This is a genomic window from uncultured Paracoccus sp. (assembly GCF_947487305.1).
In the GTDB taxonomy this organism is placed as follows: domain Bacteria; phylum Pseudomonadota; class Alphaproteobacteria; order Rhodobacterales; family Rhodobacteraceae; genus Paracoccus.
The window spans coordinates 133,043-156,423 of sequence record NZ_CANKWH010000005.1; the positions used below are offsets into that span (position 1 = coordinate 133,043).

Genomic DNA, 23,381 nt, shown 5'->3' on the forward strand with positions numbered 1-23,381 from the left:
ACAATCAAGTTGACGAAGACGACGAATGACTGGTGGAAGGGCGCGGTGATCTATCAGATCTATCCGCGCAGCTTCCAGGACACGACGGGCGACGGCCGGGGCGATCTTTCAGGGATCGCGCAGCGGCTGGACCATGTCGCGTCGCTGGGTGTGGATGCGATCTGGATCTCGCCCTTCTTCACCAGTCCGATGAAGGATTTCGGCTATGATGTCAGCGATTATCGCGGCATCGACCCGCAATTCGGGACCATGGCCGATTTCGACCGGGTGATCGCCCGCGCCCATGAGCTGGGGCTGAAGGTGCTGATCGATCTGGTGCTGTCGCACACCTCGGACCAGCATCCGTGGTTCCAGGAAAGCAAATCCTCGCGCGATAATGCCAAGGCCGACTGGTATGTCTGGGCCGATCCGAAGCCCGATGGCACCGGGCCGACCAACTGGCTGTCGATCTTTGGCGGCAGCGCCTGGCAGTGGAACCCCAAGCGCGAGCAGTATTACCTGCACAACTTCCTGAAGGAACAGCCCGACCTGAACTTCCACAACCCGGATGTGCAGGAGGCGCTGGTCGATGTGGCCCGCTTCTGGCTGGAACGGGGCGTGGACGGCTTCCGGCTGGATACGATCAACTTCTATACCCATGACGCGCAGCTGCGCGACAATCCGGGCCTGCCGCCGGAACAGCGGCGCGCCGATACCGCCCCGGCGGTGAACCCCTATAACCACCAGAGCCACAAGTTCGACAAGTCGCAGCCGGAAAACTTGGTCTTCCTGAAGAAGCTGCGGGCGGTGATGGATGAATACGGCGCCGCCGCCGTGGGCGAGATCGGCGACAGCGAACGGGCCTGGGAGCTCTTGGAGGAATACACCCGCGGCAAGCACGGCGTGCAGATGTCCTATGTCTTCGACTTCCTGTCGGGCGAGGATCTGACCGCCGGCCGCGTCGTCGAGGTCTTCGACGAAAAGGCCCGCCGCGCCCCCGATGGCTGGCCCTGCTGGGCTTTCTCCAATCATGATGTGGTTCGCCACATGTCGCGCTGGAACCTGAACCCCGCCGCCGCCAAAGCCTATGCCACGGTGCTGATGGCGCTGCAGGGCTCGGTCTGTCTCTATCAGGGCGAGGAACTGGGTCTGCCCGAGGCCGATATCGCCTTTGAGGACCTGCAGGACCCCTATGGCATCGAGTTCTGGCCCGAGTTCAAGGGCCGCGACGGCTGCCGCACGCCGATGGCCTGGGAGGCGAAGGCCAACGACTATGCCGGCTTCTCGACGGTGAAGCCCTGGCTGCCGGTGCCCGAGGCGCATCGCGCGCTGGCGGTCAGCGAGCAGGAGGATGATCCGGATTCGCTGCTGAACCACTATCGCTGGTCGATCGGGCTGCGGCAAAAGCATCCGGCGCTGCGCATCGGCGATCAGACCGCGATGAAAGCCGAGGGTTCGGTCCTGTCCTTCCGCCGCGCGGCGGGCGAGGACAAGCTGCAGATCCGCGCGAACCTGTCGAACAAACCTGCGGCGGGGCTTGCGCCCTGGCAGGTCGAGATTAACGAGGGATAATGGAGGGGGAGGCCCATGGCTGATCTGAATTTGAAGGATGTCGCCAAATCCTATGGCGATGTGCATGTCCTTCGGAACATCAATCTGGACATCAAGTCCGGCGAGTTCATTGTCTTCGTCGGCCCGTCCGGCTGCGGCAAGTCTACGCTGCTCAGGATGATCGCCGGGCTGGAACAGATCACCGGCGGCACGCTGAAGATCGATGGCGGGGTGATGAATGACATCCCGCCCAGCCAGCGCGGCATCGCCATGGTGTTCCAGTCCTATGCGCTTTACCCGCATATGACCGTGCGCGACAACATGGCCTTCGCGTTGAAGATCGCCGGAAAGTCCAAGGCCGAGATCCAGGAAGCCACCGACCGCGCCGGCAAGATGCTGCAGCTGACCCCCTACCTCGACCGTCTGCCCAAGGCCCTGTCGGGCGGCCAGCGCCAGCGCGTCGCCATCGGCCGCTCGATCGTGCGCGACCCCAAGGTCTATCTCTTCGACGAACCGCTGTCGAACCTTGACGCCGCGCTGCGGGTGGCCACGCGGATCGAGATCGCCCAACTGAAGGCATCGATGCCTGACCGGACGATGATCTACGTGACCCATGACCAGACCGAGGCCATGACCCTTGCCGACCGCATCGTGGTGCTGGCCGGCGGGGGCATCGCCCAGGTCGGCGCCCCGCTGGAACTTTACGAGCGGCCGATGACCGAATTCGTCGCCCAGTTCATCGGCAGCCCGGCGATGAACCTGCTGCCCGGCAAGGTCGTCCAGACCGGCGCGACCACCACCGTCCAGCTGGATGGCGGCGGCATCGCCCACGCGGCCATCCCGACCCAGCCCGGCGACGAAGGGATGCGCGTCAACGTCGGCGTGCGCCCCGAGGACATGGTCGAAACCGAGGGCGATGTGCTGTTCGAGGGCCAGGTCGATCTCAGCGAGGCCTTGGGCGAGGTGACGCTGCACTACTTCGGCACCAATCAGCCCGACGGCAAGGCGCCGGTCGTCGCCAAGCTGCCGGGTATCCATCGCGACATGGGCGGCAAGACCGTGCGCCTGACCGCCGCACCCGAGAAACTGCACCTGTTCCACGACGGTCGGTCGCTGCTTTATCGTCACTGAGCCCCGTTCAGACAGCAAAATGCCCGCCGGTTTGCAGCCGGCGGGCGTTCTTGTAAGCGGTGAAAGTCGGGATCAGGTGAAGATGAAATCCGAGCCGTCCAGATCCGCAGAATGCAGCGCGCGGTCGGTATCGCGCAGCTCGAAGCTGAGGGAGGAATCGGCGAGCGCCACCAGGACGCGGCCATTGCCCAGATCGGTGAGGGTCAAATCGTCGATGCTGTCGGCGCCCCATTGGCTGATGTCGAGCTGGTCGACCCCGTCCTCGTAATCGCGGACAAGATCGCTGCGCGTATCGAAGCTGACGAAGACAAATTTGTCCGCTCCGGCACCACCCCACATCTGGTCATAGCCGTCGCCACCGTTCAGAACATCCGCGCCGTCATCCCCATAGAGCGTGTCGGACCCGATATTTCCGAACAGACGATCATCACCGCCGCCGCCGTGAATTTCATCAGCATTGCCAAGGCCGGCCAGATTATTGTCCTGCTGATCGCCGACCAGCGTGTCCTGGGCATTCGTCCCGCGGATATTCTGGAAATCAACGAAATGCTGGGTTACGCCCCTTACCGTGAAGGTGCCGTTGCCGAGGGCGTCATCATCCATGATGGCCACAACGCCGCCCTCCCGGGTTTGAGCCCCGCGGACAAGCCCTTCGAGGTTCAGCCAGTTGGTGCCGCCATTGCCGAAATGCAGCGCATATTCATTGGCCGTGACGGATACGCTGTCGAAGCCGGTTGAATATTCGTAGATTTTCGTTCCAGCATAGACGAAATCGGTGGCGTCGATCACCATCGAATCCGATGCATCAAACGGGCTGACATAGACCGAATGTCCGCCATCGGCAGTGGAGATCTTGATCTTGCCCGGTTCGACCTCGGTCACGACGAGCTGGTCGAATTTGGTGACTCCCCAGCCGCTGAGATCGATAAGATCGCTGCCATCCTCGAAATCATTGAACATCTTCAGCTGCCCGTCATTGCCAGGCGTGTAGATGTCCTTGCCCTGACCGCCATGGACGATATCGAAACCGTCATAGCTGTAGATCCAGTCCGAGAGCTCTGTCCCGAACATGATCTCGACTCCGCTGGTGCTGGTACCGTCGATTCTGTTCATGCGTTAACCTCCACAAGTTAAAACTGCCACTGCATCGTCAGGATCGGCCGAATCAGGGGGAATGATTAAGAGCCCGATTCGACTGATGAATCGACTCCGATACTAAGGTTCGCTAAACTTCTCTCGACAGTGGTCCTTTTGGACAGGTGCGAATCGCGCGGCTGCGGTCGGAAATCGATCTGCGGGGCGTATTTTCATGTCCATTGTGCGGCCTCGATCATCGGCCTATAGATCGGGCGTTCATAAGGAGGATGGGACATGGCCTATCAGGTGTTCATCGACGGCGAAGCAGGCACGACGGGTCTTCAGATCCGCGATCGCCTGGCGAATCGCGATGATATCTGGCTGGTCCAGGTCGATCCCGCCCGCCGCAAGGACCCAGAGGCCCGGCGCGAGGCTTTCGCCTCTGCCGATGTGGCCATCCTGTGCCTGCCCGACGATGCCGCCCGCGAGGCAGTGGCGCTGGCCGAGGGGCTGGAGGTGCGGTTCATTGACGCATCCACGGCGCATCGCGTGGCCGATGGCTGGGTCTATGGCTTTGCCGAGGTCGCAGCCGGCGCCCGCGAGGCCATTGCCGGGGCGAAGAATGTCAGCAATCCGGGCTGCTATTCCACCGGCGCCATCGCCGTCATCGCGCCGCTGGTCGCGGCCGGGCTGGTGGCGAAGGACGAGGCTTTGTCGATCATCGGCGTCAGCGGCTATACCGGCGGCGGCAAGGCGATGATTGCCGATTTCGGTAGTGGCGAGGCCCCGGCGCATTTCATCTATGCGCTTGACCAGCATCACAAGCACCTGCCCGAGATCATCGCCCGCACCGGGTTGACGACGCGGCCGGTGTTTTCACCTGCAGTCGGCAATTTCGCGCAGGGCATGGCGATTCAGCTGCCGCTGCAACTGGGCGGCGGGCGCAGCCTCAACTCGCTGCATCAGGCGCTGGCCGATCACTATGGCGGCGCGCAGTTCGTGCGCGTGGTGACGGCGGAAGAGGCGGGAACCCGCATCGTGCCGACCAAGCTCAACGACACCAACATGCTCGAGATCTCGGTCCATGGCGATGATGCCAATGGCTGCGCCAATGTCATCGCGGTGCTGGACAATCTCGGCAAGGGTGCCTCGGGCGCGGCGGTGCAGAACCTGAACATCATGCTGGGCGTGGACGAGGGCGCGGGGCTGTAAGCCGCACCTTCAGCGGGGGCGCTGCCCCCGCCGCCCCCGGGATATTTCTGCCGGATGAAGCTGCGCGTCAGTCCAGATGGCCCGCGATGGCGCGGGCCAGCGCGAAGGCGCGCTGCTCAAGGATGACCGGGCTTTCGCAGACATAGGTCAGAGATTGCTGGCGGTCGGTGAAGATACGCTGATCCCAGTCGAGCGCCGCTTCCTCGGCATCGATGGCGTCGAAATCGGGCTCGGTGGCGGCCTCGAGCTCGGCCATCTTCGCCCGGCGATCCTCGATCATCTTCGCCAGATCGACCTGTTTCTGGCCGTAGCGGGCAATACCTTCGATCATCGCGCTGCGTTCGGGTTCGATCTTGTCCAGAATCGCCTGCATCAGCGCGGTCAGACGGGCATTGTCGGCGTCAGCGGCAAATTCCGCGATCAGCGGCTCGGCCTCCTCGATGGGCAGGCGGCGCTGTTCCAGCCGGGCGGCCAGTGCGGCGATCTCGGGGTCACGCGACAGGGTGGTCGTCGCCTCGTCGGGCTGCGGCCCGGTCCACATCTGCCCGATCGACAGATGCGGCTGCTTGCGCTGGATGCAGGGCCAGGTCGGGTCGGTGCCCGAGGCGGCAAAGGCCGCAGGCGCTGCCCCCAGCATCAGGATCATGGCAATCACGCGCGTCATGCGGCCCCCTTCCTGCGCCCCCAGGCGCCCTTGGCCGGATCATACATGAAGACCGCCGCGCCAAAGAACCCCGCCAAACAGCCTAGGACCACGGTCAGAGACAGCCAGTTCACCTGCAGATAGAGCGCAAAGCGGATCAGCTCGACCGCATGGGTGAAGGGGTTGAAGGCGCAGATGTCGTGCAACAGGACCGAGCTTTCGCGCATCCGCCACAGCGGATAAAGCGCCGAGGAGGCGAAGAACATCGGGAAGATGACGAAGTTCATCACCCCGGCGAAGTTCTCGAGCTGGCGGATGGCCGAGCTGAGAAACAGCCCCATCGCCCCCAGCATCATCCCCGACAGGACCAGCGCCGGCAGCACCGCAACATAACCCCAGATCGGCGGGCGGATATCCCAGAACCAGGCGATGGCGAGGAAGGTATAGACCTGGATGATCGAGACGATCACACCGGCGACCAGCTTCGATCCCAGCAAGAACCAGCGTGGAAACGGGCTGACCAGCAGCGTCCGCATCGCCCCGGTTTCGCGGTCATAGACCATCGAGAGCGAAGATTGCATGCCGTTGAACAGCTGGATCATGGCGCAGAGACCGGGGGTCACGTAGACCTCGTAAAGCACATAGGTCTGGTAGGGCGGGGTGATCGACATACCCAGCACCGCGCGGAAGCCGGCGGCGAAGATGAAGAGCCAGACCAGTGGCCTGACCAGCGCCGCAAGGAAACGGCCGCGCTGGTTCACGAAGCGCAGCGTCTCGCGCCGGGCGATGCCAAGGAAGGCCGTGGCCCAGGCCCGGGGCGGGAAGGCGATATCGCTCATGCCGCCACGCCCGTCAGGTCGAGGAAGGATTGCGTCAACCCGCGCTCGCCCGAGACGTCCCCGGCCCGGCCGTTCTCCAGCACCTGGCCCTTGTGCAGGATGACCAGCCCGTCATCGGGCTGGATCTCGTCGAGGATATGCGTGGCCCAGAGCGCCGAGACGCCCCGCTCGGCGATCAGGCGGCGGGTCAGGGCCAGCACCTCAGCGCGGGATTTCACATCGAGGCCCACGGTCGCCTCGTCCAGAAGCAGCAGGTCGGGGCGGTGGATCAGGGCGCGGGCGATTTCGGCCCGGCGCTGCTGACCCCCCGACAGCGCGTTGACCCGGTCCCCGGCGCGCTCGGCCAGATCGACCTGCGCCAGCACATCACCGATGCGGCCACGCGCCTCGGCGCGCGGAATGCCGTGCAGACTGGCGTGATACATGAGGTTCTGCGCCACGGTCAGATCGGCATCGAGCGCACGGCTTTGGAACACCACCCCCAGCCGCGCCAGTGCCTGCGCCGGCTGGCGGCGCAGGTCATAGCCGGCGACAGCGATGCTTCCCGAGGTATTGTTGTAAAGCCGGGTGATCAGCGAGAAGAGCGTGGTCTTGCCCGCCCCGTTCACCCCCAGAAGCGCAGTGAACCCGCCCCTCGGCACGCTCAGCGATACGTTGCGCAGAGCCTCGACCGGGCCGAAGCTGTGGCTGACATCGCTGATCTGAAGGGCCGGGGTCATGGCGCGACTATAGCGCGCTACTGGATATTGAACACCGCCTGTTGCGTCTCGCCAGTGGAACCGGGGATCGACAGGGTATAGCGGCCCGGCACGATGGCGATGAAGCTGATCCTGGCGCTGCCGGCATCGTCGAACTCGATGCTGTGGACGCCCATCGGGCGGATCTCGATATCGTTGATGACGACCTCGTTGATCCAGACCGCGCGGAAGAAATCGCCGCCCGACAGCGCCAGTTCCTGCGTGCCGTCGGCATTGATGTGGATGGTGTAATAGCCGCCCGACTTGATGGTGTATTCTCCGCTGGCGACCGGCTGCCCGGCGCTCAGCGTCAGCGGCGCCAGAAGCGCGCGGTTGTCGCTGGCCATGATGCCCGAGAAGCCGAAATCATATTTTCCGGATGCTTGCAGCACGCCCTCGCCCTCGTCAGCCGCCTCCTCTTCCTCGGCTTCGGCCTCCGCCCCTTCGGCAGACTGGGCCGCGGCCTCAGTGGTCGCTTCAGGGGCGGCTTCCTGCGCGGCCACGGGCAGGGCCAGGGCGGTGGAGAGGAACAGCAGGCTCAGCAATCGGGTCACGGGGTTCTCCTTCAGAATGAATACGGATCTAGTTCGGTGCGACGACCACGCCCCAAGGCTGCTGGCCAACCGGAATGGATTTGATCACCTCGCGCGCGGCCACGTCTATGACCGAAACGTCGTTGGAATTGCCGTTGGTGGTGAACAGGTATTTCTGGTCGGGCGAGAAGCCGAGTTGCCAGACGCGCTGGCCGACCAGCAGGTAATCGATCACCTCGTCGGTCTCGCCATCGATCACCGCCACCCGGTTTGCCGGGCCAAGCGCCACGAAAACGGTCTTGCCATCCGCCGTCACCCGCGCGCCCACGGGCTGGATCGCCTCGGGCAGGACGCCGGGAATGTCGAACCCGATCTTGGTGGTGATCTGCTGGGTCGCCGGATCGATCACGCTGACCGTGCCGCCAATCTCGCTGGTGACGTAAAGCTTGGTGCCGGCGTCGTTGTACTGGGCAAAGCGCGGGCGGCTGTCGACCAGCACATTGGCGACGATCTCGAAGCTTTCGGTATCGATGAAATGCGCCATGTTGGTGGTTTCCGAGGTGTTGATGACATACTTGCCATCCGGGCTGACGCCCATGCCCTCGGGTTCAACCCCCACCGGGATCTCGGCCAGCACCTTGTGGGTCTGGGTATCGACCACGGTGACCAGATTGTCATCCTCGTTTGCGATGTAGAGCGGGTTGCCCGAGGGGTGCAGAACGAACAGCTCGGGGTCGGGACCCGATGGCAGGGTATGGGTCTCTTCCATCGTCTCGGGATTGAACACCCGCACCAGATCGTCGTCGCTGGCGCAGACATACAGTTCCTTGCCATCAGGGCTGATGGTGATGCCGCGCGGGCGGTTGCCGGCGGGATAGCTGCCGATCACCTCCATCGTCTCGCTGTCGATGACGGTCACGTCATTGCCCTTTTCATTGGTCACGAAGACTCGGTTGGCCAGCGCCGGGCTGGCGGCAAGGCAGAGGGTAAGGACAAGGGCGTGTTTCATGGCAAACCTCAGAACGAGCATTCGGTTTCGGGGCGGTCGATCCCCAGCGTGTCCAGCGCGCTGGTCTGGTGCAGGAACTGCTCCTGCGGGCTGACGCTGGCCATCAACAGGCCCGTGGTCAGCAGGATCGGCTGGCGCAGCTGGTGGTCCCAGTCGCGGACGGTCAGTTTCTGGCCCTTGAACCCGGCCACGTCGAAATCGGGCGACAGGATGAAATCCTTCAGCACCGCCGGATCGGCGGATTGCTGGCGCGTCGCCGCCTCGCCGATGATCCGCAGCGCCAGCCAAGCCTGGTAGTCTGCCTCGCGCATCTGTCGGCCGGCCAGTTTCTCGAAGCGGTTCTGGAACTGGGTCGCGCCCCAGGCTTCCATCGCCGGATGCCAGCTGCGCGGCACCAGTCCGGAGGAGCCCGCCACCGGGCGCGGGTCCCAGGTCTGGTAGGGCAGGTAGGCGGCGAAGATGTCGGCCTCGTCGGCGGCGATCACCACGTCATGTTCGGGCGCGCGCTGGGTAAAGACCGGCATCTGCTTCTGCACCTGGACATGGCCGGAATCGGTGCGCCTCGCGCCGCCGGTATCCTCGAAGACCCGCTCCTCGACAATCCTGGCGCCAAACTTGATGGCGGCGCGCTGGAAGGCTTGCGCCAGATCCTCGTCCTGCGGGTGGCTGCCCTTGATCAGGAACCAGTTCTGCCACTGCTTCCATACCAGGAACTGCGCCAGACCATCGGCGATCATCGCATGGCTGGGCGCGACATGTACGGTGTTGAATCGGCAATCGGCGCCGCGCAGATTGTCGCCCCGCGCCAGCGCATTCAGGATCAACGCCCGGTCGCCCGCCTGATCGGCCAAGGCCAGCGTCACCGGGTCATCAGCCAGCACCACGACGAACTGGATGCCCTCGCCGATCAGCTTGTCCAGTTCCGCCGCCGCCGTCTCGGGCGTGGCCACCACTTCGACCGCCTCGAAATCCTGCCCCATGAAGCGGCCGGTGGTATCATTGTCTTCGATCGCCAGCCGCGCGCCGGCGAAGCCCAGGTCTTCGGTCGGCAATTCCAGCCGGGAAATCGGCGGCAGGCCGGGATTGTCCACCCGCAGCACCGCCGAGCGGATCAGAACCGGTTCTGCTGCCTGCTGGGCCACAGCAGGCAGCGCGAACCCGGCCAACCCCGCCAAAAGTATGATGATTCTCTGAAACATCAGGCCCCTCCCCGAACCATCGTGTCTGCCAGAGGGGGCTTGTGACAAGCCTGCAATCGTTCCCGGACGGCTCGGGAATGTTTGGCTCATCCCTTTGTCGGATGGACGTGCCGCGACGGCGCGCGCATCCTTCGGCGCAGGACATTCGCCCGATGTGGTGGGAGGAACAATCACGATGATGGCAAGAATTGCGGCGCTGGCCGCGGGAATCGTCTTCGCGGCGGCAACGGTGGCGGGCGCGCATGGCCCGTCTCGGCTGAAGACCGAACTGTCGGTGGTGCTCGATGCCACGCCCGACGAGGTCTGGGCAGCCATCGGCAATTTTGGCGACATGAGCTGGCACCCGGCCGTCGCCTCGACCGAGATGGTCCCCGAGGGCGCGCCGGCGGATTTGCCGGATGAGTCGACCCGGGTGCTGCACCTGAAGGCCGACAGCGGCGATCCAACCATCACCGAGCAGCTGATGGCGGTGAATCCTGAAAAGCGCAGCTACAAATACATGATCACCGAGGTCGCGGTCGAGGTTCTGCCGGTGACCAACTACTCCTCGACGCTGCAGGTCAATGACAAGGATGGGAAGGCCGAGGTGGTCTGGAAGGGCGGCTACTATCGCGGCTTCCCGAACAACGACCCACCTGCCGGCCAGACCGATGACGATGCCACCGCAGCCGTGACCGGCGTCTATCAGGCCGGGCTGGATGCGCTGGCCGAGAAGTTCGGCAAGGTCGAATGATCAGGGCGGCGCTGGCCGCCCTTGCGCTTGTTGCCCCGGCCGCGCTGGCCGGGGATCTGGCCTTCGTCACCTCGCAGAACGGCAATGCGGTCAGCGTCATCGACCTGACCCGCCGCGAGGTGATCGCGACCACGACCGTCGAGGGCGCCCCCGCTCCGGTCGCCTATGACCCCGCCACCGCCCGGGCCTTCGTCATTTCCGCCGATACCGGACGGCTGACCGTGCTGGACGAATCCGGTGCCATCACCGGCACGCTGGATCTGGGCGAGGGTGCCTTTGGCATTGCCACCGGGCCGCAGGGCGCGGTCTATGTCGCCGACTGGTATGGCGGGCGGCTGATGCGCCTTGGGGTCGATCTCGAGACGCTGTGGCAGGCCGAGACCGGGGCCGCGCCCGCCGGCATCGCCACCAGCCCCGATGGCGCGCTGGTGGCGACAGCGGATCGGGACGCGGATGCGGTCAGTATCTTTGAGGCCGCCAGCGGCAAGCGGCTGCATCAGGTCAAGACAGCCGGACCGCATCCCTTTGGCATCACCTGGCATGACGGTCGTATCTGGACCGCCGATGTGCAGGGCGACAGCCTGTCGGTGATCGACCCACAGGCAGGCAAGCTGCTGGGCAGCCTGCCGACCGGCAGCCATCCCTATGCCGTGGCCTTTGCCGGAGGGCGCGGTTTTGTGACCGATCAGTATGGCTCGACCGTGACGGTCTTCGATCCCGAGACGCTGGCCGTCATCGACACGGTTGCCACCGGCGACTATCCCGAGGGCATCGCCCCCCTGCCCGATGGCAGCGGCGTGGTGGTGGCGAACTGGGACAGCGATACCTTGCAGATCATCGATGCCGCGACGCTGGACGTCACCGCCGAGATCGAGCTGCCCGCCGGTCCGCGCGCCTTTGGCACATTCACGGGTCGGCAGGTTCAGCCCTGACCAGATCGGCCCCCAGCGCCGCCTGCCAGCCGTCGGTGCCTTCGGGGAACCAGCGCACACCGGTATAGCCCCATGACACGGCGCGCTTGGCGGCGTTCCAGCTCATCCAGCAATCGGCGCGGCAGAAAACAACGACCGGCGCGGTCTTGTTGCCGCCCGTTGCCCGGTCCAGCCCTGTTTCCAGCCGCGCCCTCTCGGCCTCGGACTGGCGTTCATAGCCGGTATCCCACAGCCAGATCGCGCCCGGGATGGTGTCATGGCGCGGCTCGCGCCAGATGGTGCCCTCGGGCAGGCCCTCGGGCTTGCGCACACGGGGATAGACGTCGATGAAACCCACGCCCTGATCGTGCAGCGCGATGGCGGTATCGGCATCGATGGTCTCGGCGCCCTTCAACCGGTCGGGCACCTTGGCGTTATAGGGCTCGCCCCGGTAGATCTCGAACCCCGAGGTTTGCGCGAGGGCAGGCTGGGCCAGCGCCGCCACCAGACCCAGGATGGCGGCGCGCAGGATCAATTGAGCAATTCCTTGCCATAGTCATCGACCAGCGGCACGCCGGCCTCGGCCAGGATGGCGTTGATCTGGTCCTGATTGCGGCGGATCAGGCTGTTCAGCTCGCGCTTCCATTCCTGTTCCGGCAGGCGCACGCCCATGGTGATGCGGTAGAACATCTTCGGGCTCGCGGTTTCCTTCAGAAGGGGCGTGAACTGCAACTCGGGATCGGCCTTGACTTGCGGCCCGGCCAGCGGGCCCCACAGCACGGCGGCGTCCAGCGTGCCGTCCTTGACCCCCCGGATCATGTCGCCCACCGGGTCCTCGACACGACGGTCGACGGTCAGATCGCCGCCGCGCAGGTCCTTCGCCAACCCTGCCCGCGCCATGATGGTCGCCGGGGGCGTGCCGGCGATGACGCCAAGCTCGTGATCCTTCAGCGCCGGGTCGGCCAGATGGTCGACCGAGGCCAGGTCGCCATCCTTGCGGGTCACGATGCCATAGATCGAGGTGTAGTAATGGTTGGTGTTCTGCACCAGCTCGTCGCCCTGGGCATAGCCCATGACCACATCGCATTCCCCCGCCTGCAGCGTCTTGCGGATGAAGCCTGTGCCCGAGGGAAACCAAGTATACGTCACCGGCAAGTTCAGCAGCTGCCCGAAAAGCTCGGCCAGCTTGTTCTCGAATCCCGATCCATCCTCGGCCGACATCGGCTTCATCGCCGGGTCGGCGCAAACCCGCAAGGACGTGGTCGAGCGCAGGTCGGCCACCTGCGCCGCCGCCGGGCTGGCGACGGCACAGATGAGGCTCAGGGCGATGGCAGCGCCGCGCATCAGCCGTTCATGCAGGCATCTTCCTGCGCCGTGAATTCCGGGGATTTGTCGGCCTTCTTGGCCGGACGGCCACGGGCGACCGAGTCGGTGCCGCGAACCAGCAGATAGACGTAGATGTCGTCGACATAGCACCATACGTTCTTGTTGGTGGCAAAGGCTGGCATCACCTGGTTCGCAGCCGCGTTCACTTCTTTCTTGCCCGAAGCGACGATCTCCTGGAACTGGTAATAGTCCATCTTCAGCACCGAATCCTTCAGCGCCGGCGCATAGGTCGAGCCTTCGCCGTCGGGCCCGTGGCAGACATGGCATTCAGCGTGATAGCGGCGATAGCCCGAGAAGACCGCGTAATCGACCACGTCGTCGTCGATCTTGAAGGTCGGGATGCCCTCGGCGTTATACCAGCGACCGTTCTCCATGTAGTCGGCGGTGATGTCCATGCCATTGGGCAGGATGTGATTGCCTTCGGCGGTCACGTCCGCGCCCGGTTCGGTTTCCGTGGGCGGCGGCACCGCGTCTGCGGCGGCAGCCTCTGCCTCGGGGGCTGCCTCGGCGGGCGGGGTCTCTGTCGTGCCGCTGGTCTGTGCCAGCCCCGGGCCGGCCATGACCAGCCCAAGCGCCATGAGCGCGAGCGGACCTGTAATCTGCATGTGGGGTTTCCTCCTCAAACCGTTCACATCCTTTCAGCGAAAAGCCACCCCAAGCATAACCTCGGGGTGGCTCTTGTAGAGATCAATCTTGGTCTGACGGACCAAAGTCTTAGTTGCTGGCCGGTGCCTCACCCTCTGCCGGAGCTTCGGCTTCGGCCGGAGCCTCGGCAGCCGCCGCCTCCGCAGCAGGTTCTGCCGCAGGTTCGGCCGATGCCGCGTCGGCGGCAGGCGCGTCGCCCGGCAGTTCGAACACGGTCAGCTGACCACCCAGTTCGGTATAGTCGCTGAGCGCGGCATAACCGCCCACGGCGCCCAGACCGTCATTCGGGTTGGTCAGACCAGCCGCCAGACCGATCCCGGCCCAGCCACCGACGCCCGAGAGGATGCCGATATACTGCTTGCCACCCGAGGTGTAGGTCATGACGTTGCCGATGATGCCCGAGGGGGTCTTGAACTTGTAAAGCTCTTCACCCGTATTGGCATCGACCGCCTTCAGATAACCTTCCAGCGTGCCGTAGAAGACCACGTCACCGGCGGTAGCCAGCGCCCCCGACCAGACCGAGAACTGCTCCGGCAGCGACCACTTGATCTCGCCCGCAACGTTGTCCCAGGCGATGAAGTTGCCCATGCCGCCATGGCTCTCCGGAGCCGGATACATGGCCAGCGTGGCGCCCACATAGGGCTGACCGGCCGTATAGGCGACGCGGAAGGGTTCATAGTCCATGCAGACGTGGTTGGTCGGCACGTAGAACAGGTTGGTCTTGGGCGAGAAGGCCGCCGGCTGCTGGTCCTTGGAGCCGAGGGCCGCCGGGCAGATGCCGGTCGAGTTGGTATCCTCGCCATTCTGCTCGGTCGAGTATTCGGCCACCACGGCCGGACGGCCATAGTTTTCCGACGCCGGGTCCATATCGACGCCGCTGGTCCAGTTGACCGCCGGGTCATACTTGTTGGCCACCAGCAGCTCGCCGCTCTCGCGGTCCAGCGTATAGCCGAGGCCGTTCCGGTCGAAATGGGTCAACAGCTTGCGCGGGGTGCCGTTGAAGTCCTGGTCGGTCAGGATCATCTCGTTCACGCCGTCGAAGTCCCATTCGTCATGGGGCGTCATCTGGTAGAACCACTTGGCCATGCCGGTATCGACATCACGGGCCATGATGGTCATCGACCACTTGTTGTCGCCCGGACGCTGCGCCGGGTTCCAGGTCGAGGGGTTGCCGGTGCCGTAATACATCAGGTTCAGCTCGGGGTCATAGGAGAACCAGCCCCAGGTGGTGCCGCCGCCGATCTTCCACTGGTCGCCTTCCCAGCTGTTGATCGAGCTGTCGGCGCCGATCGGCTTGCCCAGAACCATGGTGTTTTCCGGGTCGACCAACATCTCGGCATCCGGGCCGGTGGAATAGGCTTTCCACGCTTCCGAGCCGTCGGCAAGGTTATAGGCCGTCACCCGGCCACGCACGCCGTATTCGCCGCCCGAGACGCCGACGATGACCTTGTCCTTCACCGGCAGCACGGTCGCGGTGTTGGTCTCGCCGATAGCCGGATCTCCGGTCTTGACCGACCACTTCACCTCGCCCGACTTGGCATCCAGCGCGACCAGTGTGGTGTCAGCCTGATGCAGCAGGATCATGCCATCGGCATAGGCCAGACCGCGGTTGACGGTGTCGCAGCACATGACCGCAATGACTTCGGGGTCCTGCTGCGGCTTGTAGGTCCACAGGATCTTGCCGTCATTCGCCAGATCCAGCGCAAAGACGTTGTTGGGGAAGGGCGAATGAACATACATGACATCGCCGATGACCAGCGGGCCACCTTCGTGACCGCGCAACACGCCGGTCGAGAAGGTCCAGGCGACGCGAAGATCCTTCACGTTGTCCTTGTTGATCTGGTCAAGCTCGGAATAGCGGGTATTTGCATAATCTCCGGTCTGGATCGCCCATTGTTCGGGCTTGCCGGTCTCGGTAAGGACGCTCTCGTTCGCGAAGAGTGCCGTGCCATAAAGAAGTATGGCCGCGGCGGCGCCCGTCAGCAGATATTTCATAGATTTTCCTCCACCATCGGATCAGTCGTCCGCAACCCTCCTCCGAGGCAGCGGCTGTCCATGGGTCAGTCTTGGACGGGGGCGCTCATGCGTCAATCCACCACACCGGCAATTCCCCATAAAGTATGGGTCAGTTTGGCAGGCATATCGGGAATATCCGGCAAGCCCTATCGGGCCAGCCGCTCCGCGTGCCACAGCACGTGATCGCCCATGAAGGTCTGGACGAAAAAGTAGCTGTGGTCATAGCCTTCCTGCATCCGGAACTGGCCGGGCTGACGCCGCTCGGCCATGGCAAGGGCCAGCGCCTCGGGCTTCAGCAGGTCCAGGAACTGGTCCTTGCTGCCCTGATCGATCAGCACCTCGCCGGGATAGCCGCGCGTCCGCATCAGCAGCGTCGAGTCATGCGCCGCCCAGGCTGCCTTGTCGGGGCCTAGATAGGCGCCCAGCTGCTTCCTGCCCCAGTCGGATTCCGAGGGGTGGGCGATCGGCGCGAAGGCCGAGACCGACTTGTAGCGTTCGGGGAAGGTCATGGCGATGGTCAGCGCCCCGTGCCCACCCATGGAGTGGCCGGTGATCCCCTGCGCCTCGCGGTCCAGGGCGAAATTGCCGAAGACCAGTTCGGGCAGTTCATGGGTGATGTAATGCCACATCTTGAAATGCGGCTTCCACGGCTCTTGCGTCGCATCGACATAGAAGCCCGCGCCCTGCCCCAGGTCATAGGCATCGTCATTCGCCACCCCGTCGCCGCGCGGCGAGGTGTCGGGGAAAATGATCGCCATTCCGGTCCGGGCACACCATTCCTGCGCCCCGGCCTTGGTCATGGCGTTCTCATGCGTGCAGGTCAGGCCAGATAGGTACCACAGCACCGGCACGCGCTCGTGCTCGGCCTCTTCGGGCAGGTAGAGGCCGAAGGTCATCTTGGTGCCCGTGGCCTGGGACTGGTGGGAATAGACGCCCTGCACCCCGCCGAAGCTGCGGTTCTCGGACACGGTTTCATAGCTGATGGTCATGGCGTTCCCCCTGGTCAGTTTGCCATCCTGGCCGGCAGGTGCGGGCCATGGTCCGGCCGAGATGACGCGCGAGGCGCAGCGCCTGCAAGGGAAAAACCGGCCTTCTGCGCCAAAGGGAGGGCATTGGCCGGATTGCGGCGGGGCGGGGCATCGGCGACGCCCCGCCCGACTGCGTCAATCCAGTTCGGTCACGCTGCGGATGATCTTGCCGACCAGGCCGTAATCCACGGCCTCCTGCGTGTTCAGCCAGAAGTCCCGGTTGGTGTCCTTCTCGATCCGCTCGACCGTCTGGCCGGTGGCGTCGGCCATGATCTGGTTCAGACGCTCGCGCATCAGCCGGATCTGCTCGGCCTGAATCATCATGTCCGAGGTGGTGCCGCCGATGCCGCCCGAGGGCTGGTGCAGCAGGAAGCGGGTGTTGGGCAGGCAGAAGCGGTTCTGCCGCTGCGCGCCGACAAAGATCAGCGCCCCGGCCGAAGCCACCCAGCCCGAACCGATGGTGCGCACCACGGGACGGATGAACTTGATCACGTCATGGATCATGTCGCCCGATTCCACATGCCCGCCGGGCGAGGAAATCAGCATGTTGATCGGCTTGTCGCTTTCTTCCGCAAGGGCCAGAAGATGCGCCACGGTGCGCTGCGCCAGCTTGTCATTGATCTCGCCCGCCACGATCACCGTGCGGGACTTGAAGTAGAGCTTGCCCATATTGTCGCCTTCGGGCAGGCCCAGACCCTCGCTTTTCTCGTCGCGGCGGTCGTCACCCTCGTCTTCGTCTTCGTCGTCCAGCCAAATGTGCCGCGTCATCCTGCTCTCCTTCACATCTCAAGGCGACGGCGGGACCAGTGGCCCCGCCGTATATCTACCTAAGCAGCGATGAAGGATCAGTAAAGGACGACCGAGCGGATCGATTCACCCGCATGCATCAGATCGAAGCCCTTGTTGATCTCGTCCAGCGTCAGCAGGTGGGTGATCATCGGGTCGATCTCGATCTTGCCGTCCATGTACCAGTCGACGATCTTCGGCACATCGGTCCGCCCGCGCGCGCCCCCGAAGGCCGTGCCCTTCCAGACCCGGCCGGTGACCAGCTGGAACGGGCGGGTGCTGATCTCGGCCCCTGCCGGTGCCACGCCGATGATGATCGACTGACCCCAGCCGCGATGGGTGCATTCCAGCGCGTCGCGCATGACCTTGACGTTGCCGGTGCAGTCAAAGCTGTAATCCGCCCCGCCGATCTGGTCGAAGGGCGTCTTGGTCAGGTTCACGATCTCCTGCACCACGTTGTCAACCTTGGTCGGGTTGATGAAATGGGTCATGCCAAAGCGTTCCGCCATCGGAATGCGCCCGTCATTCAGGTCGACGCCGATGATCATGTCGGCACCCGCCAGCCTGAGGCCCTGCAGCACGTTCAACCCGATGCCGCCGAGGCCGAAGACCACGGCCTTGGCGCCGATCTCGACCTTGGCGGTGTTGATGACCGCGCCGATGCCGGTGGTCACGCCGCAGCCGATATAGCAGATCTTGTCGAAGGGCGCGTCCTCGCGGACCTTGGCCAGCGCGATCTCGGGCAGCACGGTATAGTTCGAGAAGGTCGAGCAGCCCATGTAGTGATAGATCGGCCGGCCATCGAGAAAGCTGAAGCGGGTGGTGCCGTCGGGCATCAGCCCCTGCCCCTGCGTCGCGCGGATCGCCGTGCAGAGGTTCGTCTTGCCCGACAGGCAGGACGCGCATTGCCGGCATTCGGGGGTGTAAAGCGGGATGACATGATCGCCCGGCTTGACCGAGGTGACGCCCGGGCCGACCTCGACCACGATCCCCGCACCCTCGTGACCAAGGATCGAGGGGAACAGGCCCTCGGGATCGGCGCCCGAGAGGGTGAATTCATCCGTATGGCAGATACCGGTTGCCTTGATCTCGACCATGACCTCGCCGGCCTTCGGCCCTTCGAGATTGATCTCCATCACCTCAAGAGGTTTGCCGGCTTCAATGGCGACGGCGGCGCGGGTTCTCATGTCTAGCAACTCCTTCGGGTGTGTTCATGGCCGAGGGGGCCGGTTTCCGCGGCCCCCAGGGGTTAGTTCTGCCCAGATCGGTCAGGCCGGTAAGGCCCCCGAGCGTTTGGCGATATGGGTGGCGATGGCGTCCATCAAGGGCGGCGACAGCGCGTCATAGGGTTCCAGCCCCAGTTCGCGCAGACGCGCCCGGATGCCGTCCATCCGCGAGGGATCGACACCCGATTCGATGACAGAGCTGACGAAAGCGGCGAATTCCGGCGCCGACCAGCCATCCTCGGATGACAGTTCGGTATGGACGAAATCGAGGCCATAGAAGGGATGGTCCTTGTTCTCGATCCGGCCATACATGTGAACGCCGCAATCCTTGCAGCGATGGCGCTGGATCGGTGCATCCTTGTTGACGATCTCCAGCTTCTCGGCGCCCTGCACCACCTCGATCGCGTCACGGCCAACCACGGCCACCTGGCTGAACACCGCCCCATCGGGCTTCCAGCACTTGGTGCAGCCGCAGACATGGTTATGCGCCGTCTGTGCCCCGACCCGGACCTTGACCGGATTGCTGGCGCAGTGGCAGGTCAGTTCCCCGCCACCGAAATTCGGATTGCCATTCTTGACGCCGTGATCGACGGCTGGGTGAATGGTGACCCCATCAGTGCTAGCCATGGCCCGTTTCCTCCCTAGGCTTCATGGGAAGTCAGCCTGATGCCGGAACGGGGTCTCACACAAGTCAGAGAAAGGTTGTAGCGTGACCGGGGCTTACCCCTCGGCGTTGCCGTTTCCGGCGGTCACGCGGCGCAGGAACGCCCGTGTGCGCTCATCCTCGGGCGCATCGAAGATCTGCGCCGGAGGGCCCTGTTCGACGATGCGGCCGCCCTCCATGAAAACCACCCGGTCGGCGATCTCGCGGGCGAATTGCATCTCGTGAGTGACGATCAGCATGGTCTGGCGGCCATCGGCGATCTGCCGGATCAGATCCAGCACCTCGCCCACCCATTCCGGGTCGAGCGCACTGGTCGGCTCGTCGAAGAGAAGAAGATCACCGTCCAGCGCCATCGCGCGGCCAATGCCGATTCGCTGCTGCTGGCCGCCCGAGAGCGCCGCCGGATAGCTGTCGGCCTTGTCGGTCAGGCCGATGCTGGCGAGCACCTCGTCTGCGCGGGCATCGGCCTTGGAGCGGGACCAACCGCGCACCGTGACCAGACCCTCGGTGATGTTCTGGCGGGCGGTCTTGTTGGCGAAGAGGGCGTAGTTCTGAAAGACGAAGCCGGTGCGGCGGCGCAGGGCGAGGATCTCGGCCCGGGTCGCGCTGGCCGCATCGACCGACAGATCGCCGATGGTGATCCGGGCGGCATCCGGGCGGTCAAGAAAGTTCAGGCAACGCAGCAGCGTCGACTTGCCGGTGCCGGAGGGACCGATGATCGCCACGCGCTCGCCCGGCGTCAGGTTCAGGTTGATGTCGTTCAGCACGGTATTGGTGCCGAAGCGCTTGGTCAGCCCGGCGATGCTGATGTGGCAATCGGTGGTCATCGGGCAAAGGCCTTCTGCATGTTGCGTTCCAGCGCGCGTTGCACAAACGACAGCGCCTCGACCAGCAGCCAATAGATGACCGCGACTACTAGGAAGGCCTCGAGATAGAGAAAGCTGCCGGCGGCCTCTTTCTGCGCGGCGCCCATCATCTCGGTCACGCCGAGGGTGAAGGCCAGCGAGGTGCTTTTGATGACATCGATGTAGTAGTTCATCAGCGTCGGCGCGGCGATGCGGGCGGCCTGCGGCAGGATGATCCGGCGCAGCATCTGGGCACGGGTCATGCCGATCGACTCGGCGGCCTCCCACTGGCTGCGGTCGACGCCAAGGATCGCGGCGCGGATCGATTCCGCCATATAGGCCGAGAAATGTAGCGTCAGGCCGATGATCGCGGCGGTCACGCCGTCGATCTTGGACAGCGTCGGCATCAGCTGCGGCAGGCCGTAATAGAACAGGAACAGCTGGACGAGCAGCGGCGTGCCGCGGAAGAAGCTGATGAAGACGGCGACGAACTGGTCGATCACCGGCAGCTTCAGTACCCGCACGATGGCCAAGAGTGCCGCCAGCAGCAAGGCAAGAACCATGGCGACGGAAGCCATCGCCATGGTCTTGGGGACATAGCCCAGAATGACCGGCACAAGGCCGGCCATGTAATCGAGGTCGAGTCCGCGCATCAGTTGGCGGGGGCGGCCTCACCGGCCGGCCGGGTCACATCGGCATCCAGCCATTTCTGCGAGATCTCGGCCAGCTTGCCGTTTTCCTTCAGCGTGGTGATGGCGGCATCGACCTTGTCGCGCATGGCAATCCCGGCCTCGTCATTGCGGAAGGGCAGCGCGTTGCGGATCTCACTGAAGGGCTGGCCCGCCTGTTCCAGCGGCGCCGGGCTTTTGGCGATGACCTGTGCGGTGGACACGCGGTCCATCACGAAGGCATCGACGCGGCCAAGGGCAACGTCCTGCTCGATGTTCGACTCGTAGGTGCGGATGTCGATATCGGCGGCATTGGGCAGACCGCGCAGCAGTTCCTCGAAGTTCGAGCCGAGGTTCACCGCGACCGATTTCCCCGACAAATCGTCGGTGCTGTTGATCCCGACCTCGTTGCCCTCGCGCACGACAACCTGCGCACCGTCATAGACATAGGGCTGGGTGAAGACGAATTTCGCCTCGCGTTCGGGGGTGATGGTCAGCTGGTTGGCGATGGTGTCGATGCGGTTCGATTCCAGCGCGCCGACCTGGCCCGAGAAGGACATGGTGACGAATTCGATCTCGTCGCCGGTGACTTCGCCAATGGCATTCATGAAGTCGACTTCGAAGCCCTGCAGCTTGTCCTGTTCGGTGAAGGTGAAGGGGAAATAGCCGCCCGACATGCCGACCCGGATGGTCTCGGCACTGGCGGGGGCAAGGCTGGCAGCGGTCAGGGCCAGCGCGGCAAACAGCGGTTTCAGCATCGGAAACTCCTTAATTTTCAGCAGACAGATGTGACGACTGTCTGCCACTCGCAAGGGGAGATTCCGGGAAGTTAAACAGAAAGGATCAGCGTTTGCCAAGCATCCGCGTCAGGCGGAACGCCGTTCGCCGACCGGACGGTCAGCTGGAACGGCGTTCGGCTGATTGCGGGCTCAGCTGGCCGGCGTCGAGCTGACGCCGACCTTGGCCGGGCGCAGCAGGCGGTCATGCAGCTTGAAGCCGTTATCCATGACCTGGATGATGTCGCCGGCGCGGGTGCCGGGCACCGGGGCCTCGAACATGGCCTCGTGGTTCTGCGGGTCGAACCGCTCGCCGATTTCGGGCGCGAGGATGGTGATGCCGTGTTTCTTGAACACGTTCGCCAGCTCGCGCAGGGTCAGTTCGACCCCTTCGATCAGGCCGGGCGCGGCGGCGCGCTGTTCGTCGCCGGCGGTGTCCAGCGCGCGTGTCAGCGCGTCATGGACCGGCAGAAGGTCGCGGGCAAGGCGGGTGCCGCCATATTGCTCGGCATCGCGGCGCTCTTTGTCGGCGCGCTTGCGGGCGTTCTCGGCATCGGCCAGGGCCCGCATGAACTTGTCGCGCAACTCGTCGCGTTCGGCCGTCAGACGCTCGATCTCGTCCACCGGGTCGGCCAGCGGGTCTTCAATCGGGTCTTCACTGGCAAATTCGTTCTGATCGGTCATCGCATCATCCTTTTCGGCCAGAGAGCACCCGGCCGACCAACTGAGCCGTGTAATCGACAATCGGAACGATGCGGCCATAGTTCAGCCGCGTCGGCCCGATGACACCAACGGCACCCACAATCTTTCGGTCGGCATTCATATAGGGCGAAACGACCAGAGAGGAACCCGAAAGAGAGAAAAGTTTGTTCTCGGAGCCGATAAAAATGCGCACCCCCTCGCCCTGCTCGGCCAGTTCCAGAAACTGGGCGATATCGCGCTTGCGCTCGAGATCGTCAAAAAGCTCTCGCACCCGGTCGATATCGGCTTCCTGGCTGTCCAGCAGATTGGACCGCCCGCGCACGATCAGCCGGGGGTCGCTGTCCGCCGTGTCCCACAGCGCGAGGCCGGATTCGACCAGTTGCGCCGCCAGCCCGTCGAGTTGCTGCCGTCGGGCGGTGATCTCGGCGGCGATATGGCCGCGCAGTTCGGAGAGCGTGCGGCCCTCGGCAATGGCATTGAGGAAATTCGCCGCCTCGCGCATGGATGAGGGCGTCTGGCCAAGCGGCGGGGTGAAGACCCGGTTCTCGACATGGCCATCGGCAAAGACCAGCACCACCAGCGCGCGGTCGGGGCCGAGGGTGACGAAATCGATGTGGCGCACCGGCGCCTCGTGCTTGGGCATCAGCACCAGCGAGGCGCCATGGGTGATGCTGCTGAGCGCGGTGCTGACGCGGTCGAGAAGCGTTCCGGTATCGGGATTGTCATTGCCGATGGTCTGCTCGATCCGGGCGCGGTCGACGGGATCGACGGCATCGACCTCCATCATGCCATCGACGAACAGCCGGAGCCCCAGCTGCGTGGGCAAGCGCCCGGCCGAGACGTGGGGGCTGTCGAGAAGCCCGAGATACTCCAGATCCTGCATGACGTTGCGGATGGTCGCCGCACTGACGCGTTCGGTCATATCGCGCGTGAGCGTGCGCGAGCCCACCGGCTCGCCGGTCTGCAGATAGGATTCCACGACGCGGCGAAACACCTCGCGCGAGCGGTCATTCAGTTCGGAAAGCTGTGTCTGCTGGCTCAACCGGTCCTCTCGCGGGTTGCGTCATGACGGGGCGGGCCTGTAT

24 protein-coding genes and 2 pseudogenes are annotated in these 23,381 nt (G+C 64.3%); 5 read left to right on the forward strand and 21 right to left on the reverse strand.

The features are described 5' to 3' along the window. The first annotated feature begins 9 nt into the window (after positions 1–9). Together Q1A36_RS08235 and ugpC are read left to right on the forward strand one after the other, a co-directional pair. Positions 10–1,551 carry an alpha-amylase family glycosyl hydrolase gene (locus Q1A36_RS08235; protein ID WP_299841899.1) on the forward strand — a complete coding sequence of 514 codons (1,542 nt, stop codon included), beginning with the start codon at positions 10–12 and terminating at the stop codon, positions 1,549–1,551. A 15-nt stretch (positions 1,552–1,566) separates the two neighbouring features. Then, positions 1,567–2,661 (forward strand): sn-glycerol-3-phosphate ABC transporter ATP-binding protein UgpC, encoded by a 1,095-nt coding sequence (gene ugpC / locus Q1A36_RS08240; RefSeq protein ID WP_299841902.1) that lies wholly within the window; start codon positions 1,567–1,569, stop codon positions 2,659–2,661. 72 nt (positions 2,662–2,733) lie between these two features. Here the strand turns inward: ugpC and Q1A36_RS08245 are convergent, their stop codons facing one another. Both Q1A36_RS08245 and Q1A36_RS21460 read right to left on the reverse strand, forming a co-directional pair. Further along, positions 2,734–3,621: a hypothetical protein gene (locus tag Q1A36_RS08245; RefSeq protein WP_299841905.1), complete on the reverse strand. Its 888-nt coding sequence runs from the start codon at positions 3,619–3,621 to the stop codon at positions 2,734–2,736. A gap of 27 nt (positions 3,622–3,648) precedes the next feature. Beyond that, positions 3,649–3,774: pseudogene (locus tag Q1A36_RS21460) on the reverse strand (hypothetical protein); the annotation flags it as partial. 258 nt (positions 3,775–4,032) lie between these two features. Here Q1A36_RS21460 and argC point away from each other — a divergent pair. Then, a complete protein-coding gene (gene argC / locus Q1A36_RS08250) occupies positions 4,033–4,950 on the forward strand; it encodes an N-acetyl-gamma-glutamyl-phosphate reductase (protein WP_299841908.1) in 918 nt (305 codons plus the stop codon). Positions 4,951–5,017: 67 nt separating this feature from the next. Here the strand turns inward: argC and Q1A36_RS08255 are convergent, their stop codons facing one another. The 6 genes from Q1A36_RS08255 to Q1A36_RS08280 are packed head-to-tail and all read right to left on the reverse strand — an operon-like array spanning position 5,018 to position 9,910. Further along, a complete protein-coding gene (locus Q1A36_RS08255; protein WP_299842275.1) occupies positions 5,018–5,596 on the reverse strand; it encodes a hypothetical protein in 579 nt (192 codons plus the stop codon). A 14-nt stretch (positions 5,597–5,610) separates the two neighbouring features. Then, positions 5,611–6,432, reverse strand: coding sequence for an ABC transporter permease (locus Q1A36_RS08260; RefSeq protein ID WP_299841910.1), 822 nt, complete (start codon positions 6,430–6,432; stop codon positions 5,611–5,613). Continuing rightward, positions 6,429–7,151, reverse strand: a complete 723-nt coding sequence (locus Q1A36_RS08265; protein WP_299841913.1) for an ABC transporter ATP-binding protein — start codon at positions 7,149–7,151, stop codon at positions 6,429–6,431. Before Q1A36_RS08265 ends, Q1A36_RS08260 begins: the two co-directional genes overlap by 4 nt. Before the next feature lie 17 nt (positions 7,152–7,168). Continuing rightward, a complete protein-coding gene (locus Q1A36_RS08270) occupies positions 7,169–7,723 on the reverse strand; it encodes a hypothetical protein (RefSeq protein ID WP_299841915.1) in 555 nt (184 codons plus the stop codon). A 28-nt stretch (positions 7,724–7,751) separates the two neighbouring features. Then, entirely contained in the window at positions 7,752–8,711 is a 960-nt protein-coding gene (locus Q1A36_RS08275) for a YVTN family beta-propeller repeat protein (RefSeq protein WP_299841918.1), read from the reverse strand. A gap of 8 nt (positions 8,712–8,719) precedes the next feature. Then, positions 8,720–9,910 (reverse strand): ABC transporter substrate-binding protein, encoded by a 1,191-nt coding sequence (locus Q1A36_RS08280; RefSeq protein ID WP_299841921.1) that lies wholly within the window; start codon positions 9,908–9,910, stop codon positions 8,720–8,722. Between the two features lie 178 nt (positions 9,911–10,088). Between Q1A36_RS08280 and Q1A36_RS08285 the strand changes: the two genes are divergently transcribed. Further along, a complete protein-coding gene (locus tag Q1A36_RS08285) occupies positions 10,089–10,643 on the forward strand; it encodes an SRPBCC family protein (protein WP_299841924.1) in 555 nt (184 codons plus the stop codon). After that, positions 10,640–11,575, forward strand: a complete 936-nt coding sequence (locus tag Q1A36_RS08290; protein WP_299841927.1) for a YncE family protein — start codon at positions 10,640–10,642, stop codon at positions 11,573–11,575. Before Q1A36_RS08285 ends, Q1A36_RS08290 begins: the two co-directional genes overlap by 4 nt. On the opposite strand, the gene Q1A36_RS08295 is transcribed toward Q1A36_RS08290, so the two are convergent. The 13 genes and pseudogenes from Q1A36_RS08295 to hrcA all read right to left on the reverse strand — a co-directional run bounded on the left by Q1A36_RS08295 (position 11,550) and on the right by hrcA (position 23,338). Beyond that, on the reverse strand, positions 11,550–12,089 hold the full coding sequence (locus tag Q1A36_RS08295) for a rhodanese-like domain-containing protein (protein ID WP_366141557.1): 540 nt from the start codon (positions 12,087–12,089) through the stop codon (positions 11,550–11,552). The two genes, Q1A36_RS08290 and Q1A36_RS08295, sit on opposite strands and share 26 nt — an antisense overlap. After that, positions 12,086–12,898 carry a substrate-binding domain-containing protein gene (locus Q1A36_RS08300; protein ID WP_299841930.1) on the reverse strand — a complete coding sequence of 271 codons (813 nt, stop codon included), beginning with the start codon at positions 12,896–12,898 and terminating at the stop codon, positions 12,086–12,088. The genes Q1A36_RS08295 and Q1A36_RS08300 overlap by 4 nt, the downstream gene beginning before the upstream one ends. Beyond that, on the reverse strand, positions 12,898–13,545 hold the full coding sequence (locus tag Q1A36_RS08305) for a c-type cytochrome, methanol metabolism-related (RefSeq protein ID WP_299841933.1): 648 nt from the start codon (positions 13,543–13,545) through the stop codon (positions 12,898–12,900). The genes Q1A36_RS08300 and Q1A36_RS08305 overlap by 1 nt, the downstream gene beginning before the upstream one ends. Positions 13,546–13,783: 238 nt before the next feature. Further along, a pseudogene (locus Q1A36_RS08310) lies at positions 13,784–15,580 on the reverse strand (methanol/ethanol family PQQ-dependent dehydrogenase); the annotation flags it as partial. Between the two features lie 167 nt (positions 15,581–15,747). Next, on the reverse strand, positions 15,748–16,590 hold the full coding sequence (gene fghA / locus Q1A36_RS08315) for an S-formylglutathione hydrolase (RefSeq protein ID WP_299841939.1): 843 nt from the start codon (positions 16,588–16,590) through the stop codon (positions 15,748–15,750). A 174-nt stretch (positions 16,591–16,764) separates the two neighbouring features. Continuing rightward, entirely contained in the window at positions 16,765–17,397 is a 633-nt protein-coding gene (locus Q1A36_RS08320; protein WP_101753117.1) for an ATP-dependent Clp protease proteolytic subunit, read from the reverse strand. A gap of 77 nt (positions 17,398–17,474) precedes the next feature. Beyond that, positions 17,475–18,602 (reverse strand): S-(hydroxymethyl)glutathione dehydrogenase/class III alcohol dehydrogenase, encoded by a 1,128-nt coding sequence (locus tag Q1A36_RS08325; protein ID WP_299841945.1) that lies wholly within the window; start codon positions 18,600–18,602, stop codon positions 17,475–17,477. Between the two features lie 81 nt (positions 18,603–18,683). Then, the gene (gene gfa, locus Q1A36_RS08330) at positions 18,684–19,268 is read right to left on the reverse strand and encodes an S-(hydroxymethyl)glutathione synthase (protein WP_299841948.1); all 585 of its coding nucleotides are present in this window, start codon (positions 19,266–19,268) and stop codon (positions 18,684–18,686) included. A gap of 93 nt (positions 19,269–19,361) precedes the next feature. Then, entirely contained in the window at positions 19,362–20,132 is a 771-nt protein-coding gene (locus tag Q1A36_RS08335; RefSeq protein ID WP_299841951.1) for an amino acid ABC transporter ATP-binding protein, read from the reverse strand. Next, positions 20,129–20,803, reverse strand: coding sequence for an amino acid ABC transporter permease (locus Q1A36_RS08340; RefSeq protein ID WP_299841954.1), 675 nt, complete (start codon positions 20,801–20,803; stop codon positions 20,129–20,131). Before Q1A36_RS08340 ends, Q1A36_RS08335 begins: the two co-directional genes overlap by 4 nt. Next, the gene (locus Q1A36_RS08345; RefSeq protein WP_299841957.1) at positions 20,803–21,576 is read right to left on the reverse strand and encodes an amino acid ABC transporter substrate-binding protein; all 774 of its coding nucleotides are present in this window, start codon (positions 21,574–21,576) and stop codon (positions 20,803–20,805) included. Before Q1A36_RS08345 ends, Q1A36_RS08340 begins: the two co-directional genes overlap by 1 nt. Before the next feature lie 171 nt (positions 21,577–21,747). Then, a complete protein-coding gene (locus Q1A36_RS08350) occupies positions 21,748–22,278 on the reverse strand; it encodes a nucleotide exchange factor GrpE (RefSeq protein WP_299841960.1) in 531 nt (176 codons plus the stop codon). Positions 22,279–22,282: 4 nt separating this feature from the next. Then, on the reverse strand, positions 22,283–23,338 hold the full coding sequence (hrcA, locus tag Q1A36_RS08355) for a heat-inducible transcriptional repressor HrcA (protein WP_299841963.1): 1,056 nt from the start codon (positions 23,336–23,338) through the stop codon (positions 22,283–22,285). Positions 23,339–23,381 lie beyond the last annotated feature (43 nt).

What these genes read in the sequence shown, in the direction of transcription:
- ugpC (WP_299841902.1), top strand. Translation starts at nt 1,567, where the DNA reads ATGGCTGATCTGAATTTGAAGGATGTCGCCAAATCCTATGGCGATGTG.
- Q1A36_RS08245 (WP_299841905.1), bottom strand. Translation starts at nt 3,621, where the DNA reads ATGTTCAATGATTTCGAGGATGGCAGCGATCTTATCGATCTCAGCGGC.
- argC (WP_299841908.1), top strand. Translation starts at nt 4,033, where the DNA reads ATGGCCTATCAGGTGTTCATCGACGGCGAAGCAGGCACGACGGGTCTT.
- Q1A36_RS08255 (WP_299842275.1), bottom strand. Translation starts at nt 5,596, where the DNA reads ATGATCCTGATGCTGGGGGCAGCGCCTGCGGCCTTTGCCGCCTCGGGC.
- Q1A36_RS08260 (WP_299841910.1), bottom strand. Translation starts at nt 6,432, where the DNA reads ATGAGCGATATCGCCTTCCCGCCCCGGGCCTGGGCCACGGCCTTCCTT.
- Q1A36_RS08265 (WP_299841913.1), bottom strand. Translation starts at nt 7,151, where the DNA reads ATGACCCCGGCCCTTCAGATCAGCGATGTCAGCCACAGCTTCGGCCCG.
- Q1A36_RS08275 (WP_299841918.1), bottom strand. Translation starts at nt 8,711, where the DNA reads ATGAAACACGCCCTTGTCCTTACCCTCTGCCTTGCCGCCAGCCCGGCG.
- Q1A36_RS08280 (WP_299841921.1), bottom strand. Translation starts at nt 9,910, where the DNA reads ATGTTTCAGAGAATCATCATACTTTTGGCGGGGTTGGCCGGGTTCGCG.
- Q1A36_RS08285 (WP_299841924.1), top strand. Translation starts at nt 10,089, where the DNA reads ATGGCAAGAATTGCGGCGCTGGCCGCGGGAATCGTCTTCGCGGCGGCA.
- Q1A36_RS08290 (WP_299841927.1), top strand. Translation starts at nt 10,640, where the DNA reads ATGATCAGGGCGGCGCTGGCCGCCCTTGCGCTTGTTGCCCCGGCCGCG.
- Q1A36_RS08300 (WP_299841930.1), bottom strand. Translation starts at nt 12,898, where the DNA reads ATGCGCGGCGCTGCCATCGCCCTGAGCCTCATCTGTGCCGTCGCCAGC.
- Q1A36_RS08305 (WP_299841933.1), bottom strand. Translation starts at nt 13,545, where the DNA reads ATGCAGATTACAGGTCCGCTCGCGCTCATGGCGCTTGGGCTGGTCATG.
- fghA (WP_299841939.1), bottom strand. Translation starts at nt 16,590, where the DNA reads ATGACCATCAGCTATGAAACCGTGTCCGAGAACCGCAGCTTCGGCGGG.
- Q1A36_RS08320 (WP_101753117.1), bottom strand. Translation starts at nt 17,397, where the DNA reads ATGACGCGGCACATTTGGCTGGACGACGAAGACGAAGACGAGGGTGAC.
- Q1A36_RS08325 (WP_299841945.1), bottom strand. Translation starts at nt 18,602, where the DNA reads ATGAGAACCCGCGCCGCCGTCGCCATTGAAGCCGGCAAACCTCTTGAG.
- gfa (WP_299841948.1), bottom strand. Translation starts at nt 19,268, where the DNA reads ATGGCTAGCACTGATGGGGTCACCATTCACCCAGCCGTCGATCACGGC.
- Q1A36_RS08335 (WP_299841951.1), bottom strand. Translation starts at nt 20,132, where the DNA reads ATGACCACCGATTGCCACATCAGCATCGCCGGGCTGACCAAGCGCTTC.
- Q1A36_RS08340 (WP_299841954.1), bottom strand. Translation starts at nt 20,803, where the DNA reads ATGCGCGGACTCGACCTCGATTACATGGCCGGCCTTGTGCCGGTCATT.
- Q1A36_RS08345 (WP_299841957.1), bottom strand. Translation starts at nt 21,576, where the DNA reads ATGCTGAAACCGCTGTTTGCCGCGCTGGCCCTGACCGCTGCCAGCCTT.
- Q1A36_RS08350 (WP_299841960.1), bottom strand. Translation starts at nt 22,278, where the DNA reads ATGACCGATCAGAACGAATTTGCCAGTGAAGACCCGATTGAAGACCCG.